Source organism: Acinetobacter legionensis, assembly GCF_048552295.1.
Lineage (GTDB): Bacteria > Pseudomonadota > Gammaproteobacteria > Pseudomonadales > Moraxellaceae > Acinetobacter.
The window spans coordinates 1-17648 of the sequence record NZ_JBIMCW010000021.1 but is presented as its reverse complement, the minus strand read 5'-3'; the positions used below and the strand labels follow the sequence as shown (position 1 = coordinate 17648).

At 36.7% G+C, this 17648-nt stretch carries 9 protein-coding genes and 2 pseudogenes; 8 read left to right on the top strand and 3 right to left on the bottom strand.

Annotated elements, in window-relative coordinates; translation table 11 throughout:
• Nucleotides 1-358 precede the first annotated feature (358 nt).
• Complete coding sequence (locus tag ACG916_RS15560) at nt 359-1624, bottom strand: glutamate-5-semialdehyde dehydrogenase (RefSeq protein ID WP_419328742.1); 1266 nt, start codon at nt 1622-1624, stop codon at nt 359-361.
• 303 nt (nt 1625-1927) lie between these two features.
• On the opposite strand from ACG916_RS15560, the pseudogene ACG916_RS15555 reads away from it, so the two are divergent.
• Nucleotides 1928-2975 (top strand): annotated as a pseudogene (locus ACG916_RS15555) (alpha/beta fold hydrolase); the annotation flags it as partial.
• A 77-nt stretch (nt 2976-3052) separates the two neighbouring features.
• A pseudogene (locus ACG916_RS15550) lies at nt 3053-3280 on the top strand (alpha/beta fold hydrolase); the annotation flags it as partial.
• A gap of 90 nt (nt 3281-3370) precedes the next feature.
• On the opposite strand, the gene ACG916_RS15545 reads toward ACG916_RS15550, so the two are convergent.
• On the bottom strand, nt 3371-4216 hold the full coding sequence (locus ACG916_RS15545; RefSeq protein WP_336954574.1) for a class I SAM-dependent methyltransferase: 846 nt from the start codon (nt 4214-4216) through the stop codon (nt 3371-3373).
• 238 nt (nt 4217-4454) lie between these two features.
• Nucleotides 4455-5474, bottom strand: coding sequence for a beta-N-acetylhexosaminidase (nagZ, locus tag ACG916_RS15540; RefSeq protein ID WP_336954575.1), 1020 nt, complete (start codon nt 5472-5474; stop codon nt 4455-4457).
• Nucleotides 5475-5670: 196 nt separating this feature from the next.
• Between nagZ and ACG916_RS15535 the strand changes: the two genes are divergently transcribed.
• The 6 genes from ACG916_RS15535 to ACG916_RS15510 form a co-directional block, all read left to right on the top strand.
• The gene (locus ACG916_RS15535) at nt 5671-7854 is read left to right on the top strand and encodes a carboxy terminal-processing peptidase (protein ID WP_336954577.1); all 2184 of its coding nucleotides are present in this window, start codon (nt 5671-5673) and stop codon (nt 7852-7854) included.
• 209 nt (nt 7855-8063) lie between these two features.
• The gene (locus ACG916_RS15530) at nt 8064-10139 is read left to right on the top strand and encodes a bifunctional diguanylate cyclase/phosphodiesterase (RefSeq protein WP_419330603.1); all 2076 of its coding nucleotides are present in this window, start codon (nt 8064-8066) and stop codon (nt 10137-10139) included.
• A 1096-nt stretch (nt 10140-11235) separates the two neighbouring features.
• Nucleotides 11236-12651 (top strand): TolC family protein, encoded by a 1416-nt coding sequence (locus ACG916_RS15525; protein WP_419328743.1) that lies wholly within the window; start codon nt 11236-11238, stop codon nt 12649-12651.
• Nucleotides 12648-14789, top strand: coding sequence for a type I secretion system permease/ATPase (locus ACG916_RS15520; RefSeq protein ID WP_419328745.1), 2142 nt, complete (start codon nt 12648-12650; stop codon nt 14787-14789). Before ACG916_RS15525 ends, ACG916_RS15520 begins: the two co-directional genes overlap by 4 nt.
• Nucleotides 14786-15973, top strand: coding sequence for an HlyD family type I secretion periplasmic adaptor subunit (locus tag ACG916_RS15515; protein WP_419328746.1), 1188 nt, complete (start codon nt 14786-14788; stop codon nt 15971-15973). The genes ACG916_RS15520 and ACG916_RS15515 overlap by 4 nt, the downstream gene beginning before the upstream one ends.
• Before the next feature lie 362 nt (nt 15974-16335).
• A partial coding sequence (locus ACG916_RS15510) for a BapA/Bap/LapF family prefix-like domain-containing protein (RefSeq protein WP_419378806.1) occupies nt 16336-17648 on the top strand: 1313 nt, incomplete at its 3' end.

Here is a 17648-nt window from a genome sequence, read left to right as displayed (position 1 = left end):
GTTTATATAGGGCAAATTAGATCGGCAGTCATGTTGTACCATGTGTAGTTTTTTTGTCCTAGATAGACTTTAGGTGATTAGACTTTTGGACTATCGACCTGATATTGATTAATAATTAATATTTATCAATTGATTGTTAAAAATTATCACTCATTGCCGTTTTTATCTATCTGCATTATATAGTTTCTTGTAAATAATCTTGTCCTATAAAAATGATGTTGTTTTGGTGTTTTAAAATTTAATTAATTGTTTTTTATAAAAAATTTTAATTTAGTTATATTTTAACGATGTATTAAAAGTAAAAAACTCAGCATTTATTGTTAAGATAAATGCTGAGTCGAGTTATTCATGCTTGGAATTAATGACGAATCTGACCATCTCCCAAAACAATCCATTTTTGAGAGGTTAATCCTTCAAGACCAACTGGACCACGGGCATGAATTTTATCTGTAGAAATCCCAATTTCAGCACCTAAGCCATATTCAAAACCATCAGCAAAACGAGTCGAAGCATTGACCATGACCGAACTTGAATCTACGCGTGTCAAGAATTGACGCGCTAAGCTAAAGTTCTCGGTGATGATTGCATCAGTATGATGTGAACCATACTTGTTAATATGTTGAATGGCTTCCTCAATCCCTGTCACAATTTTCACTGCTAAGATTGGGCCTAGATATTCTTCATACCAATCCTCTTCACTTGCTGGTTTTACAGCGTTGCCTAAGATTTTTTGAACATTTCTACAACCACGTAATTCAACGTTTTTTTCTGCATAAAGCTCGGCGATACGTGGTAAAAACTCCTCAGCGATTTTTTCATCAACCAAGAGAGTTTCCATTGCATTACATACACCATAACGATGTGTTTTGGAGTTTAATGCGATAGGAAGTGCTTTATGTAGATCAGCTTGAGCTTCAACAAAAACATGGCAATTTCCATCGAGGTGTTTAATCACTGGGATGGTTGCCTCATTGGTGATGCGTTCAATCAAGCTTTTACCACCACGAGGTACAATCACATCAACATATTCAGACATGGTAATTAATTGGCCCACGGCTGCACGGTCAGTGGTGTTTATCACTTGTACACAAGTTTCAGGTAAGCCTGCTGCTTTTAAACCATGTTGGATGGCTTCAGCAATTGCTTGATTTGAATTCAATGCTTCAGAGCCACCACGTAAAATGATGGCATTGCCAGATTTTAACGCAAGTGAGGCAGCTTCAAGGGTAACGTTTGGGCGTGATTCATAAATCATGCCGACCACACCTAAAGGCACGCGCATTTTACCAATCTGAATACCTGTTGGGCGGAAAGCAAGATCCGTGATTTCACCAATCGGATCGACAAGACCAATGACATCTTTTAAGCCTTGTAACATTTCTTTAAAGCGTGTGGGGTTGAGTTCTAAACGATCAAGTAAAGCACTATCCAATTGATTGTCACGACCTTTGCTCATGTCAATTTGGTTGGCGGCCAAGATTTGCGGTTGACTATTTTCCAAAGCAGTATAAATCGCAGATAAGGCATTATTTTTTGCAAGTGTAGTTGCGCCTGCCAAAACACTAGCGGCTTGGCGTGCTTGCTTCCCTACAGTTTGCATATACTGTTCAATTGAGTCTTGCATAGCAGTTTATTTGATCATTAAAAATTTCCCTTTGATAGTAGCAGTCTAAGTAAAGCCAAGGAAGTATTTCACTGAAATAAACTTATTTTGTGTTGCCAGAACTCAGAATATTTTGCAAAGTCTTTTGCCATTTAAACTGGATAAACGGTCAATTTAGCGATTGCGTATAAATCACACATCTGTAAGAATGAAACAATAAGGACATTGAAGTGATACAGAATTTATACGTATCACGAATTTGAAAGAATAATGCGGGTCAAAATCTTGCATATTAAAAGAATAAAGCAAGGATGGAGGAAGGATATGAATTCCATTATCCAAATGGACACAGAATCACACCAATCTTTATCAAGCTTTGGTTTTTTCGACATATACCACAAAAATAGTTTTAAGCAGGAACCAAGAACAACTTGGATTGATGGCTGGAAAATTGAGTATATGGCGATCGCAGATCCACGAACAATTCACAATACCCCTATTGTGATTGTGGGTGGAGCATTCCAAAACTTTAACTCATATAAATATTGTGTCGAGCAGTTTTTTGAAAGTGGCCCAGTCATTCTGATTGATTTGCCCTCAATGGGCGCCAATCAACAAATCACCAATATCGATTCTGGCTTATCAGCAGGTACATTAGAGTTACCAGATCTTTCTCGTATGTTGGGACAGTGGCTTGATATTGTCGCGATTGAAAAGGTTGCCGTGGTGGGGATATCTTTAGGTTCTGTGATTGCTTCATTTTTTGTTGATCAACGTCCAGAATTGGTCGAGAAAATGATCCTGATGGGCGTCATGCAAGAAACGCGTAAAAGCTGGCGGATGCTGTTAGAAGAATCATTGATGCTGATGAAAGAACAACGTATGGGGGAGTTTGGTCAAGCGGTCATTTTGTATTTAGTCAATCATGCTAAATTAGACAAAACCCGAATGTCGCCTACAGCAAAAAGATTGTTCTTTAAGCAAATGGCTGAGTTTTCTCATACAGAACAAGAACGTTATGAAATCAATTGTAATCGCTTATTGCGGTTAAACCATGTGCCGGTCCCTCAAGTCAATACGCTGGTGGCATGTGGTCAATACGACAGTTTTACCTTACCCCATGAAAATGCAAACTTTGCTTTGCAATGTCCAGACATGCAGTTTGCAATGATTGCCAATGCAGATCATGTTCCACAATTACAGCGTCGTAAAGAAACCATGACCTTATTCACTACTTATTTAAAAGGTGATTCTATTCAAGGGCTAGATGGGATTGTTAATTTCACACGGGAACAAATGCAACATATCGAGCGCCGTGGAGAACAACGTATTCAAGTGCTTGATCCGCATCGCCAGTTGAGCCACCGCCATTCAAATAGAGTGATACAGGTAGATGTGATTGATTTAAATTATTTTGGTCTATTGATAAGCCTTGATCATCAACAGGATTTAGCTTTTGTCAATGAACATACCCGTGATTTGGCTTTAAACTTAAGTGATGATGAAGGTGAGTTTGCGATTGAATGTTTGATTTTTGAAACATCTGAATTTGGTGTTCGCGCTCTATTTAAGCATGGTAGCTTTGAAAATGCAGATCGCTTATTACGCTTTATCGCGCGCCAAACTCAAACAGTACCGGTGTGTATTGAACAAGAAAATGCTGTAGCTTTAAGGTAGTCAGGGTTTGTTCTGTTAAAAAACCAGTCTTTTTCACTGGTTTTTTATAGTTAGGAGTTCAAGTCTCGATCATAGCAACAAATGATTGCTTTATCGTTGTGCATCAATCATCCACACCAAATCACCTAGATGTTCTTCAGCATCGTGTTCAATTGAATTTTTATTAAAATAGGAACTAGGCTGGATTACTTCAACTTTTTGAAAACCAGCTTGATAGATAAAATTTTTCACTTGTTCTGGATTGATAAAGTGAAAGGTAAAAGCACTTCGAGACATGATTTTTAATAGCTTGCTACTATTCCAAATCACTTTAGCCAGTTTGTTTTTTACAGGTTCAGGATAGAGGTCTGTGAGATAATGTAAGCTCTTGAAGTCTTGTCCGTACTGGGAAATCGATTGAATCAATTGTTGTAAAAGTGCTTTGGTAAAGTAGTTAATTAAACCTTCACTGATCACAACGAGCGGTCGTTGGGGATCAAATACGTCAAAGGCTTTTTTAAAATCGTCTGTAAATAAATCTACAGACAATACATCTGGGCTCGCGTTATCAATTTGCTTAAGCGCTGCTTGCTTAGTTTTTGCCATATCGGGCAAATCTAATTCACGATAATCAATCGTGGGATAATGTTGCCTAAACCACCAACCTCTTGGTGATAGTCCTGCGGCTATTTCTAATACTTGTAAGTCAGGAGACTGTTCGATCAGTTTAGCTAAGCGCTCATCTAACATAGTATGACGTTGTTTGAGTGTGGTACGCATACTGCCGCCTACATATTTTTCTCCCCAACTTTCTATTGGATGGGCAATCATCGCTAAAGTTTTACCCTTTGATGTAGCAAATAATGGATGAGAAATTCCCATTTTATACCAAATATAGCCTGTGTAATGGGCTGTAAATGAGATATGGCGGTGCTTTGAAAGTTGTTGGTCTGACATAGTTATCCTTAACTTATATTTTTTCTAATTCGATGATTATGAAAACAATTAAAAAGAAGACTAAAATTTAATTTTACTCAGTTCTTCTTTTTTATCCTTCCCAATGCACTATTTAGAGATATGCATTTTAAGCTTTTTTAAACTGTTAAAAAGCTTAAAATTTTCTCTTTCTTTTTATAAAAAGAAAGAGATGTTAATTTTTCTAGATCAACATCATATAGATGTGTTTCTATTCTTTTTAAAGTGAATTTTTAAATTCTTCAATGACTCTTTTGACAGTTTGCCATTCATTTCCAAGCTCAAATTTTTCACCAATGGTGATATCTGGAATTTTGCCACGCATACGTTCTAAACGTGCTTGATTTGGTAATGGTAGATTGTTAATTCCAGCCAATGCAATACATGCTGATTCACGATTATTACACACCAAGCCCATATCGCAACCAGCTTCGAGAGCAGCTCGGATACGTGCGTCTGCTCCGCCTGCGACACAAGCAGCTTGCATACTTAAATCATCTGAGAATAACACGCCATCAAATTGAAGTTCTTGACGTAAAATCGTTTCAATCCAATAGGGTGAAAAGCCCGCAGGATTTGGATCTACATTTTCATAAATAACATGTGCAGGCATAAGTGCATCCAGCTGGGTTTGTAGCTGAATAAAACTTTGCATATCATTATTATAAATATCTTGGTATTCACGTGGATCAATTGCTGCAGCAACATGAGAATCTGCTTTAACTGAACCATGTCCAGGGAAGTGTTTGCCTGTAGTTGCCATACCAGCACGTTGCATCCCTTTCATAAATGCACTAGCTAGGGGCACAATATCTTGTACATTTTTTGCAAAGGCGCGATCGCCAATCACATCACTTATATCATTGAGATCTAAAACAGGGGCAAAACTAAAATCAATCCCGACAGCAAGCACTTCAATTGCCATGAGCCAACCACATTGTTCAACCAGTGTTAATGCTTTTTCAGGTTGAGTTAAGTAAAGCTCACCAAAATGCCCCATAGCTGGTAGTAGAGTAAACCCTTGTTTTAAGCGTTGTACTCGCCCCCCTTCTTGATCAACTGCAATAAGAATGTCTGGGCGAATTTGGCGCATATGATCGGTTAATGCGCGAACTTGTGCAGGTGATTCTATATTTCTTGAAAATAAAATCATGCCACCGACTTGCGGAGTTTGTAATAGTTCAATATCTTCTTGAGTAAGTTCTGTGCCTGCAATATCAAGCATCAATGCGCCGATCATAGGAATCCACGGTTGTATTTATTTAAACTGGGAAACAATACCCGATTTCTGCAATGATTTGCTACACTTAGTCAGTACAGATTATGCTAAAACTACACAACATAAACAGATAAAGTCGTTTAAGATATTGAAACTGTTGAGTTCAGATTGAAAAACGATATAGAAATTGGAAAACCCAAGGAAGTATTAAGAATTTATGAAAATTCAAACTCTCGCTTGCGCTATAGCACTTGCAACAGGTGGTTTATTCTTTACCCATACCATCAATCAGGCAATGGCGGAAACCAATGCTACAAACGTGTCTCAATCGATTCATCCTTCACAAGATCAAGCTTTAGTGACACGTCAACTTGCAACATTGATTGACCGTCAGCATTATTTGAATATGCGTTTAGATGCAACCACATCAAATCGTATTTTAGACATGTATATTGATAGCCTCGATCCAGAGCACACATTATTTTTAGCTTCAGAAATTGAACAATATAAAAAACAGTATGGTGCAACACTTGGCGCAAAACTAAAAGCAGGTGATTTGTCTGGACCATTTGCGATTCATGCGCATTATCGTGCGCGTTTAAAAGAATTTTATGAATTTGAATTGGCTGAACTCAAAAAGACACAGAACTTAAATCAACCGAATGAGTTTATTGATGCCGATCGTGAAAAAGCTGCGTTTTTTGCAAGCAAAGCTGAGTTGCAAAACTATTGGCGTAAGATGTTGGTGTCACAGTTAATCAATCTCACCATTGCGAAGCAAGAAGATCAAGCCAAACAAAAAGCATTAAAAGATGATCCAACATTGGCCAATGGTCAGGATTTGGCCGCATCAGAAGATCTTACACCGGTTCAAACGCTTACCAAGCGGTATACCCGCCAACTAGAGCGTATTGGACGAACCAAGAGTGATGATGTACTGGAACGTATCCTCAATGCAATGACCTTGACCTACGATCCGCACAGCAATTATTTTCCACCTGTTGATGCCATGGAGTTGAATCGTCAAACCACCTTACAACTTGAAGGTATTGGTGTTTCGATTCGTCCTGAGCGTGGTAATGAAGACTACACCAAGATTGAAACTATTGTAGATGGTGGGCCGGCAAGTAAGACTGGACAGGTTAAATCGGGTGATCGCATTATTGGTGTTGCACAAGATGGCAATAAGATGGTCGATGTGATTGGCTGGCCAAGTTCCGAAATTGTTGGATTGATACGTGGGAAACGTGGAACCAAAGTTTCAGTGAAATTGTTAGCTGCTGGTGCCTCTATGAGCCAAGCGCGAGTTGTCACAATTACTCGTGATGTGATTCAAGAAGAAGATGCTGGTGTCCGTTCACGGACTGTGGAACTTACACGTGATGGTAAAAAGCATAAGTTTGGTGTTTTAGAAATACCATCTTTCTATTTGAACTATCGTGCACGTCGTGCAGGGACTGAATATCGCTCTGTTTCAGAAGATACCAATAAAGCATTGAAGTCACTTGCAGCACAAAATGTTGAAGGCATTATTATTGATTTGCGTAATAATCCAGGTGGTTCTTTAGAAGAAGTTGCCAAAATGATTGGGCAGGTAATTAAAGAGGGCCCAGTGGTTCAAATCCGTGACGGTAACGGGAATGTGAGTGTGTTTGAAGACACCGACGGTGGTGCTCAAACTTATTCAGGACCTTTGGCTGTTTTGGTTAACTTAGCATCAGCTTCTGCCAGTGAGATTTACTCTGCTGCACTCCAAGATTACGATCGTGCAGTTATTTTAGGGAGCACAACAACAGGTAAGGGAACTGCACAAGTTCAATTAGATAGTCTTGCTTATGGTCAAGCGACCTTAACTCAGCGTAAATTTTATCGTGTTACAGGTGGAAGCACACAAAACAAAGGTGTGATACCAGATATCAAATTGGTTGATATTTACGATGAAGAGTTTGGTGAGCGTAAAGCGAAAAATGCCCTGAAATGGGATACGATTCCGACTGCGCCATTTAAACGTGAAGGTTCAATTCAACCTTATGTGGCACAGCTTGGTGAAAAATCAAAAGTTCGTACGGCAGGCGATTCTCAGTTCCAATATTTAGAGACGCGTAAAGCGATTGCTCAAGAAGCTAAAGATCAGAAACGAATCTCTCTAGATATTGATAAACGTAAAGCGGAGTTAATAGCGCTTGAAGCAAGAACATTGGCTGCAGAGAACAAACGCCGTACTGAAACAGGACTAAAACCATATTCAAATTGGGAAAGCTACCAAGCAAGTTTGGATGCTTTGGCTGAGTCGAGAGCAAAAATGAAAGTAAACCAGCGCCCAGCTTTGCCAGAAGAAGAGACTTTTGTGAATGAAGCTGCCAACGTTCTGTTAGATTTGGCACATCTAACAAGTAAATAACTAAAAATTCTATTTAGGTAAAATAAAAAAGCATATCTCGGGTATGCTTTTTTATTTCGATTTAAAAAATAACTTGACGTTCAATAGGATAGTGATATTTTAAGTAAAACGAACGCTCTTTAAAAAAGGTGAACCTTCTCGCAATTTTAGGTTGTATATATAAAGGTTGCTTATAACAAAAATAGGTTCATTACTGGAAGTAAATTTTTATGAGTTATATGAGTTATGATAGTAATCTCGTAATAGGCTCTGCATGTATTGCAGTTATCATCTGTTACGTAGCTATTTCATTAGAACAACTCATATTTACGCAACATTCGCCTCGCCAACAAAAAATTATATTATGCTTGAGTGGCATGGTTTTTGGGTTTGCAATTTGGGCAATGCATTTTATCGGAATGTTGGCTTGTGATCTACCACAAGGTTATTCCTTTGATCTAACATTCACAGTGATTTCATATATTATTGCTGCATTGGCGTCGACTTTTGCGATTTGGCTGACAACTCAAGAAACTTTGCCTATTGTACGGCTGATTTTGGGTGGATTGTTGATGGGGTTGGGAATTTCTGGGATGCACTATATCGGCATGCTGGGTTTAAATATTCCAAATCAACAAGTTGATTATGATGTTATTTTAGTGATGCTCTCAGTCATCATGGCTATAAGTGGTTCAGGATTGTCTTTCTGGCTCGCCTTTAAATATAAGAATTCTTTTAATCATAAGATGCTCTATAAAATTGCTGTATCGATCATGATCGCGCTCAGCATTGTGGGAATGCATTATATTGGTATGGCTGCGGCGACGATCTCATCGGTGCATGAAAAACATTTTGGAAGTCAACTACACGAAGGACAAGGTATTTTATTGTTTACCATTATTTTTGTAGCGAGTTTGATCCTTGTTTCTGCTTTTTGTGTAGCGATTTTAGAACGAAGATTAGAAGAACGTAGTTTACAGTTATTACAAGCCAATAAAGAGCTTGAAGACTTAGCACTTCAAGACAATCTGACTAAACTTCCAAATCGATTATTTCTAGTTGAATACACAGATGCTTTATTTTTAGGTTATAAAGAAATACAGACTAAAATTGCGTTTATTTATATTGACTTAGATCGCTTTAAATCAGTCAATGATGCGTTTGGTCATCATATAGGTGACGAACTTCTGGTTAAACTCGCACAGCGTTTATATCCTTTGCTCAAGGACGGACAAAGACTTATTCGTATTGGTGGAGATGAGTTCATTCTGATTCTTGAAGATTCTAATCGTAATGAAGCTGAAGAAATTGCTGAATTATTCTTACAAAAAATACAAGATGGGTTTCAAATTTCAGGTAAAGAAATCAATATTTCTGCCAGCATTGGAATTGTATTTTTTCCAGATCATGGGCAGAACTTACAAGATTTATTGATTAATGCTGATTCAGCCATGATGCAATCGAAAGAGCAGGGTCGTAATACTTTTAGTGTTTATAGCAGTTCTTTAGACCAACAACACCAAAGCCGAAGTCAATCTAAACTCATCAATGATTTATATAAAGCAGTAGAAGAACAACAATTTATTCTATTTTATCAACCTAAATTCACAGCCGACTACCAAATTTGTGGCGTAGAAGCTTTAATCCGTTGGAAGCATCCAACCCTAGGCTTACTTGCACCGAGCATGTTTATTGATGGTGCTGAGCAAACGGGTCTGATTATTCGTATGGGTTATTGGGCTTTAGAAAAAGCATGTAAGCAAATTCAAGAGTGGGAAGATAAAAAATATGCTTTTGGTCCCATCGCCGTAAATCTTTCAGCTGTGCAATTTGAACATAAGCATTTGATTGAAACTTTAGAAAAATTGATTCAAAAATACCATGTCAAGAATGGTAATTTAATTATTGAGATTACTGAATCTACAGCGATGCATCATATTGATGACAGTATTCAAACCTTTGAGAAATTAAGAAATTTAGGTATCCGACTGGCAATTGATGATTTTGGAACGGGCCATTCGAGTTTCTTGTATTTAAAAGATTTACCAGTAGATGAATTAAAAATAGATCGAGAATTTATCCGTAATTTGTGTGAAGGTTCAAAAGAACAAATCATTTTAGAAAGTATTATTCATTTGGCGATTCGTTTGGGTTTGGTGGTGACGGCAGAAGGTGTTGAAACTGAACAACAGGCGCAGATTCTTAAACGCTTAGGTTGTCAGCAATTACAAGGTTATTTGTTAGGCATACCGCTACCGGTAGATCGTTTAGAAACTAATTATAGTATGGTTAAAGCTGTACCTTAAATATAAAAATATTGAATCATGTGACGAATTTAAACTGTCATTAAAACTAAATTTAAGATGATTATAATCTGATTTTACTTGAAATTTAAAATAATATAGTAGTTTTTTTCTCAGCAATATTAGTCGATTTATCGATTTTCTAAGTCCTAAGTCAGCTTTTCATTAAATATAATAAAATTTTTTAAATATTTTTATAGTAGTGTTTATTAGTTTCTTCGCTTTAAAAAGATACTAGTTTTATCTTGTTAGTTTAGGATTTTTTTAAACCGTACTTACTGTTTTTGCTAATATTGAATAAAAATCAAATAGATGTTGATTTTGAATTAAGTTTTATAAGGAGCCGGATGATAATAGTTAATCTTTTTTTAATAATCTGAAGTAATAAAAATTAATTTATATATTGAGCCTCTTGTAAAAATTTTTTTAGCTATATTAATTTAGAGTTAGAAGTTATTTTTTATCTTTAATATTAATTGGTTTATATGTTTTATTCTGAATGTGAAATATTTTAAGTCTTAAGTAGATGCTTTTTATTTAAATTAAATGACAGCTTTTTAGTATTAATATGTATTATCTTATCATGATAATTCTATTTAGTTTGTTTTTTAGGCATCATTCACAAGCGATTGTTAAAATTATAAATCAACGTGAAATCCTTTCTCATTCTAGCTTTATCTCAAAGGGAGAAGAAACTTTCAATAAAAATATTATTCACTCAATATGATCATTTTTTGATTTATGAAATATATCTGTTTTAAATGTGCATTAAAGCTCCTGGTGTATTAAACACCTTTTAATCAACTAAATTTTATATAAAATAACAAGTTGTGTTGGTGTTAGTTACTTTTTTTTGAAGCATATGTTTTTTTGTTCTTAGTTTAAATTATTCTCTAAAAAATTTCATAAAAGAAGTAAGGTTTTAAAATTCATGGATATAAGCTGGCTATTTTCTTGTTTTTTAATATTTTAAAAGATGAGAAGTTCAATGAGGAATACGTTTTTTCACCAAAATCAGTTTCTATTTATAATTAGCTTAACGAGTAATTTTTTTATAATTTTCTATATTATTTTTATTGCATCGACTGTGAAGGCTGAAATGATATTAGCCAAACCAGAGAAAAATTTAAAGAATAAAATTTCTCAACTTTTTGCTCCTGAAACTGATCAAAGTTATAAATTTGTTGAGTTGCAAAAACTAAGCAATTTGCAAGTAGATCAAAGTCAATTTCAAAAAATTGGAAATGAAGGTTTTTTTCCTACTGTACCTAATATTTTAACACATGATTCTATTAATTTAATTGATGCTATCCATTATTCAATTCAACAGAATCCTGATATTTCACAGGCGATTGCTAATTTAGCAGCAGAAAATGCAGGCGTTGATTTTGCAAAAGCTGGTTATTATCCGCAATTATCAGGAGGAGTCAGTACTGGAGATTTAACAACAGGAGAGCGTGGCCGCCAGTTACTCAGTTTAAATGCAACCCAGATGGTTTATGATTTCGGGAAAATAAAGTCTGGAGTTTCAGTAGCGCAAGCTAAGGTACAACTTGAACAAGCAAATGTCTTAGTCAGTATTGATGATATCGCTTTAGATGCATCCCAAACTATTATTAATATTCAGCGCTATTTACGATTAAATAAAATTGCTGAGCAACAAATAACGGGTATTCAACGAATTAAGGATATCGCAAATTTACGCGCAAATGCTGGAATCAGTAGTCAAGCTGACCCAATTCAAGCTCAATCTTATCTAGAGTCAGCGCAATCAAGTTTAATTGCTCAACAATCTTTGTTACGCCAATATCAGCAACATTTACGCATTCTTCTTGGTGTAGATATTTTTAATAAGGTTTGGCTGATTCCTGACGATCTTGTTATGCAATCTGATTTATATGGTGAACCTCGATTTAATATCATTCCTAAAATGATTGTAGCTCTAGCTAAGGTAGAAGTTGCAAAAGCCCAAAAAGAACAAACCCGATTAACTCGTTATCCAACGCTTGCGGTTAAAGGTTCGCTAAATCAGGCCTTAAATGGTCGTAATCCGAATAATGGTAGAGATGATGGGTTTTATAGTTCCATTATGCTTGAAGCGACCAGTCAGTTTTACCAAGGGGGGGCTAATTCTTCGCAAGTTAAAATGGCGAGTTATGCGGAAGAAGCTGCCAAATCAGAAGTGAACTCAGTATACCGAGATGTTCTAAATCAGATTAGAACGAGTCGTGAACAAATTGAAAACAAACAGCGCCAAATACAAGTTTTAGCAAATAGACAAGAAACAACCGTTCGGACCCGAGAGCTATATCAGGAACAATATAAGCTGGGAACACGTTCATTGGTTGATTTACTTAATGCTGAACAAGCAATCCATAGTGCAAATACAGAGCTCGAGACAGCACGTTATGACATCTATAACAGTATTGTTCAGTATATTGCCGCAACAGGTCGTTCGCGACAAGTTTATGGCTTAAACAATATTTCAATTCAGGGGTTCGAAGTTCAGCCATGACGACAAAAAAAAATTATCAACCCTGGTTACAAGCAATACTCACGGTTGCAAAGTATTATCGGATTGAGCCATCAGAAGAAAGAATTCGCTTACAATTGGAATGGAATCAAAACCAAAAGCTGGATGACATTTTACTATTGATCGCCCGTCAGGTTGGATTAAATCTACGTAAATCTAATTTTTCTGTAGAGCTTTTAAACCCATGGCTTTTACCTGTCATTTTTGAACTAAATGATGGACAAGTTGGGGTCGTTGATAAAGCAGATAAGCAAGGAAATGTTAATATTCAATTTAGTGGTGATCAAGGTTTATCACAAAGTATTCATATAGATTTATTAAAAGATAAAATCAAGTATGTATACACTTTACGGCCAGAGACTTCAATTCCTGATGCTCGCATTGATGAATATATTAAGCCATATCAAGAAAATTGGTTCTGGTCGATTGCCTTACGCGATTGGAAGCGATATATAGATATAATGTTTGCCTCTTTGATTGCAAACATATTGGCATTGGCAACCATTATATTTTCTATGCAGGTTTATGACCGTGTCGTACCTTCACAATCTATTTCAACATTATGGGTATTAGCTGGTGGGGTATTAATTGCGGCGATCTTTGAATTCGTATTACGTGTATCTCGTGTCTATCTGTCTGATATTATTGGTAAAAGAGCTGATTTACGTATTTCAGATCGCGTTTTGGGACATGCACTAAGAATTAAAAATAAAGATCGCTCAAAATCGACGGGTAGTTTTATTTCTCAAATCCGTGAACTGGAAGGTGTTAGAGAACTTATTACTTCAACTACAATTGGTGCAATTGCTGACTTACCCTTCTTTTTTCTTTTTCTGTTCATTTTTGCTTTCATTGGTGGAAATCTATTTTGGGTGATGTTGTTGGTTATCCCGCTTATGATTTTACCCGCAATTTTGGTACAGAAAAAATTGGCGCAGTTAGCACAAGAGGGGATGCGTGAGTCGGCTATTCGAAATGCAATATTAGTAGAGGTGGTTCAGGGTATAGAAGATATCAAGTTATTGCGGGCAGAATCTCGTTTCCAAAATCAATGGAACCATATGAATGAGATTTCCGCTGATATCGGGATGAAACAACGTAAAATTGTCGGCACTTTGATGGCCTGGACGCAAAAACTTCAGGGTTTAACATACGCTATGGTTGTTTTAGTGGGTTGTTTTGCTGTCATTGATGGTGAAATGACAACGGGTGCTTTGGTTGCATGCTCAATTTTGTCATCACGAATGCTCGCTCCAATTGCCCAGATTACAGGAATCTTGGGACGTTTACAGCAGACTAAAATAGCGAAACAAAGTTTAGATGAGCTGATGAAGCGACCTATTGATCAAGCTGAGCGTTCTCATTTAGTTCACAAGCCTGTTTTGAATGGGGACTATGAGTTAAAGAATGTTTTGTTTCATTATGGAGATGAGGATCCTAAACCGAGTCTTATGATTCGTCATTTAAAAATTCGATCAGGTGAAAAAGTCGCCATATTAGGTCGTAATGGCGCAGGTAAGTCTACTTTGTTGCAATTGCTATCAGGTATGCAGGAACCCAATCAAGGTGCAGTTCATCTCGATGGTCTAGATTTATCTTTTATAGATCCATCTGATGTACGACGTGATATGGGCTTACTCAATCAGAATGCATATTTGTTCTACGGCACGATTCGAGAAAATTTGACCCTAGGTGCGCCTTTAGCAACAGACGATGACATATTAAATGCTTTGACTGTTACAGGAGCTCTTGCTTTTATTCAAGAAAAGAAGGAAGGACTTGACCATCTGATTTTGGAAGGAGGTATTGGTTTTTCTGGAGGGCAAAAACAAGCATTTCTTTTGGCTCGGTTACTCATTCGTCAACCAAATATCCTCTTGCTGGATGAACCTACAGCTTCCATTGATGATGTCTCAGAAAAACAACTAATTGATCACTTAAAAGATTGGTTAGCTCATCGAACGCTTATTGTTGCAACTCACCGCCGGGCTGTCTTAGAACTAGTTGATCGCATTGTTGTCGTTAATGATGGAAAAATTGTCATGGATGGGCCAAGAGACGAGATATTAAGTCAATCAACTATTCAACACAATAATGTTAAACAAGGAGATAATTCATGAGCGAGCAACAAGAAAAAGATCGTTCAATGAATGTTTCCTATACTGAACCATCTTTACCCCGTGTGAGCTTAATCATTTGGATTGTAGGTATTGGCTTTCTGATTTTTTGTATTTGGGCTTGGATATTTAAACTTGAGGAAGTATCTACAGGAGTAGGAAAGGTTATCCCTTCTTCTAAAGAGCAGGTAATACAATCTTTGGAAGGGGGAATTCTCACCAAATTAAATGTACAAGAAGGTGATATTGTTGAAAAAGGTGAAATACTGGCACAGTTAGATCCTACTCGTTTTGCATCAAATGTTGGTGAATCCCAATCTTTACTGGTGGCAGCTCAGGCAACAGCAGCTCGTTTACGTGCAGAAGTGAATGGAACACCATTAGTTTTCCCTAAGATTGTTACAACAGATTCAATGTTGGTAAGTGAAGAAACGGCGCTGTATCAGTCTAGACGAGAGGATGTGGAGCAAACCCTGAAAGGGTACAAAGAGGCTTTACAGTTGGTACAGCAAGAGTTAACTATGACTGAGCCATTGGTTGCTAAAGGAGCTGCGAGTGAAGTTGAAGTTTTACGCTTGCGTCGTTCGGCAAATGATTTACAAAATAAAATGAATGATGTTCGAAATCAATATTATGTGAAAGCACGGGAAGAATTAGCTAAAGCCAATATGGATATCCAAACTCAACAACAAGTGGTTGTGGGGAGGACCGATAGTTTGGATCGGGCTATTTTTAGAGCCCCCGTGCGCGGTGTTGTGAAAGAAATTTCGGTGACAACACATGGCGGTGTTATACCGCAAAATGGGAAGTTTATGACGATAGTTCCAATTGATGAAAAGCTTTTGATTGAGGCTCGAATTTTGCCACGTGATATCGCTTTTATTCATCCCGGACAAGAAGCACTAGTAAAAATTACAGCATATGACTATTCAATTTATGGAGGATTGAAAGGTAAAGTGACAGTGATATCTCCTGATACTATTCGAGATGAAGTAAAGCAAGATCAGTTTTACTATAGAGTATATATTCGTACGGATTCTGACAAACTTTATAATAAAGAAAAAAAATCATTTGCAATTACACCAGGTATGGTGGCGACTGTAGATATTCGTACAGGTGAGAAAACAATATTGGATTATTTATTAAAACCATTTAATAAAGTAAAAGAAGCATTGCGCGAAAGATAAATTTTAAAATATAAGTATGAATTTTTAATATAAAAATTCATACTTATTTCAAAATGTTTTTATTATTTTAAAATATGAATTTTATTATTTGGATTTTAAAACATAATAGTCTAATAAATGTATTTTATACATTAAAACAAAATAAACTATTGAAAATTAATAAATATCTCTAATTTAATAATTGAGATTAAAAAATATACTGCATTTTTATTTTTTTTGTGTGATGAAATTCATGTATATAATTTATTTCTGTGTTGAGGTTTGCCTTTATTTTATCTAATTTATTCCATAGTTTGGGCTCTTTTTATTTAAGAGCTTTAAATTGGATTCATTTAAATAAAATCCTTTAAGGGGCAGAAAATATGTCAGAAATACAAGTTGTTTCTAAGGAAAGCCATAAGGTCTTAGAAACCACAACAAAAGATAATGTTTCACTTTCAGAAGCATCCGTAGTTTTAATAAAGGTCAATAAAGATGATGTTTCTGAAATAAAACAAGATGGTAGGAATGCAATTATCACTTTAAAAAATGGTGATAAAATTGTAATAGTTGATTTTTTTAATGGCGGTAATTATTCAACTGATAATAGTTTAGTTTTTGAAGATGGCAACCATAAATTAGTTTGGGTGCAATTTACAGATAGTAATGGCGCATTATTAGAAAATATCACATATAGTTATATAGATGATATAGAACCACTACTTTATCATGATGGTGCAGGCTCGCCATGGGCATGGTTATCAGTACCATTAACTGCTGCAGGAATTTTGTGGTGGGCGAATGATAATGATAGTAATAATGGTAAATCTTCAGTAAAACCTGACACTACTCCACCAACAGCTCCTGTAGTAGATCCAATTAATGGAAAAGATCCTATTACAGGTACAGCTGAGCCAGGCTCAACAGTCACAGTCACTTACCCAGATGGTACCAAAACCACAGTTGTTGCTGGTCCAGATGGAACTTGGACAGTGCCAAATCCTGGTTTAAAAGATGGTGATGAAGTTAAGGTAATCGCGACAGACCCAGCAGGGAATAATTCATTACCAACGGTCGTCGTTGTAGATGCTATTCCACCAACAGCTCCTGTAGTAGATCCAATTAATGGAAAAGATCCTATTACAGGTACAGCTGAGCCAGGCTCAACAGTCACAGTCACTTACCCAGATGGTACCAAAACCACAGTTGTTACGAGTCCAGATGGAACTTGGACAGTGCCAAATCCTGGTTTAAAAGATGGTGATGAAGTTAAGGTAATCGCGACAGACCCAGCAGGGAATAATTCATTACCAACGGTCGTCGTTGTAGATGCTATTCCACCAACAGCTCCTGTAGTAGATCCAATTAATGGAAAAGATCCTATTACAGGTACAGCTGAGCCAGGCTCAACAGTCACAGTCACTTACCCAGATGGCAGCAAAACCACAGTTGTTACGAGTCCAGATGGAACTTGGACAGTGCCAAATCCTGGTTTAAAAGATGGCGACGAAGTTAAGACAATCGCGACAGACCCAGCAGGGAATAATTCATTACCAACGGTCGTCGTTGTAGATGCTATTCCACCAACAGCTCCTGTAATAGATCCAATTAATGGAAAAGATCCTATTACAGGTACAGCTGAGCCAGGCTCAACAGTCACAGTCACTTACCCAGATGGCAGCAAAACCACAGTTGT

Coding starts and splice junctions, on each gene's coding strand:
- ACG916_RS15560 (WP_419328742.1), bottom strand. CDS start 1,624: ATGCAAGACTCAATTGAACAGTATATGCAAACTGTAGGGAAGCAAGCA.
- ACG916_RS15545 (WP_336954574.1), bottom strand. CDS start 4,216: ATGTCAGACCAACAACTTTCAAAGCACCGCCATATCTCATTTACAGCC.
- nagZ (WP_336954575.1), bottom strand. CDS start 5,474: ATGATCGGCGCATTGATGCTTGATATTGCAGGCACAGAACTTACTCAA.
- ACG916_RS15535 (WP_336954577.1), top strand. CDS start 5,671: ATGAAAATTCAAACTCTCGCTTGCGCTATAGCACTTGCAACAGGTGGT.
- ACG916_RS15530 (WP_419330603.1), top strand. CDS start 8,064: ATGAGTTATATGAGTTATGATAGTAATCTCGTAATAGGCTCTGCATGT.
- ACG916_RS15525 (WP_419328743.1), top strand. CDS start 11,236: ATGATATTAGCCAAACCAGAGAAAAATTTAAAGAATAAAATTTCTCAA.
- ACG916_RS15520 (WP_419328745.1), top strand. CDS start 12,648: ATGACGACAAAAAAAAATTATCAACCCTGGTTACAAGCAATACTCACG.
- ACG916_RS15515 (WP_419328746.1), top strand. CDS start 14,786: ATGAGCGAGCAACAAGAAAAAGATCGTTCAATGAATGTTTCCTATACT.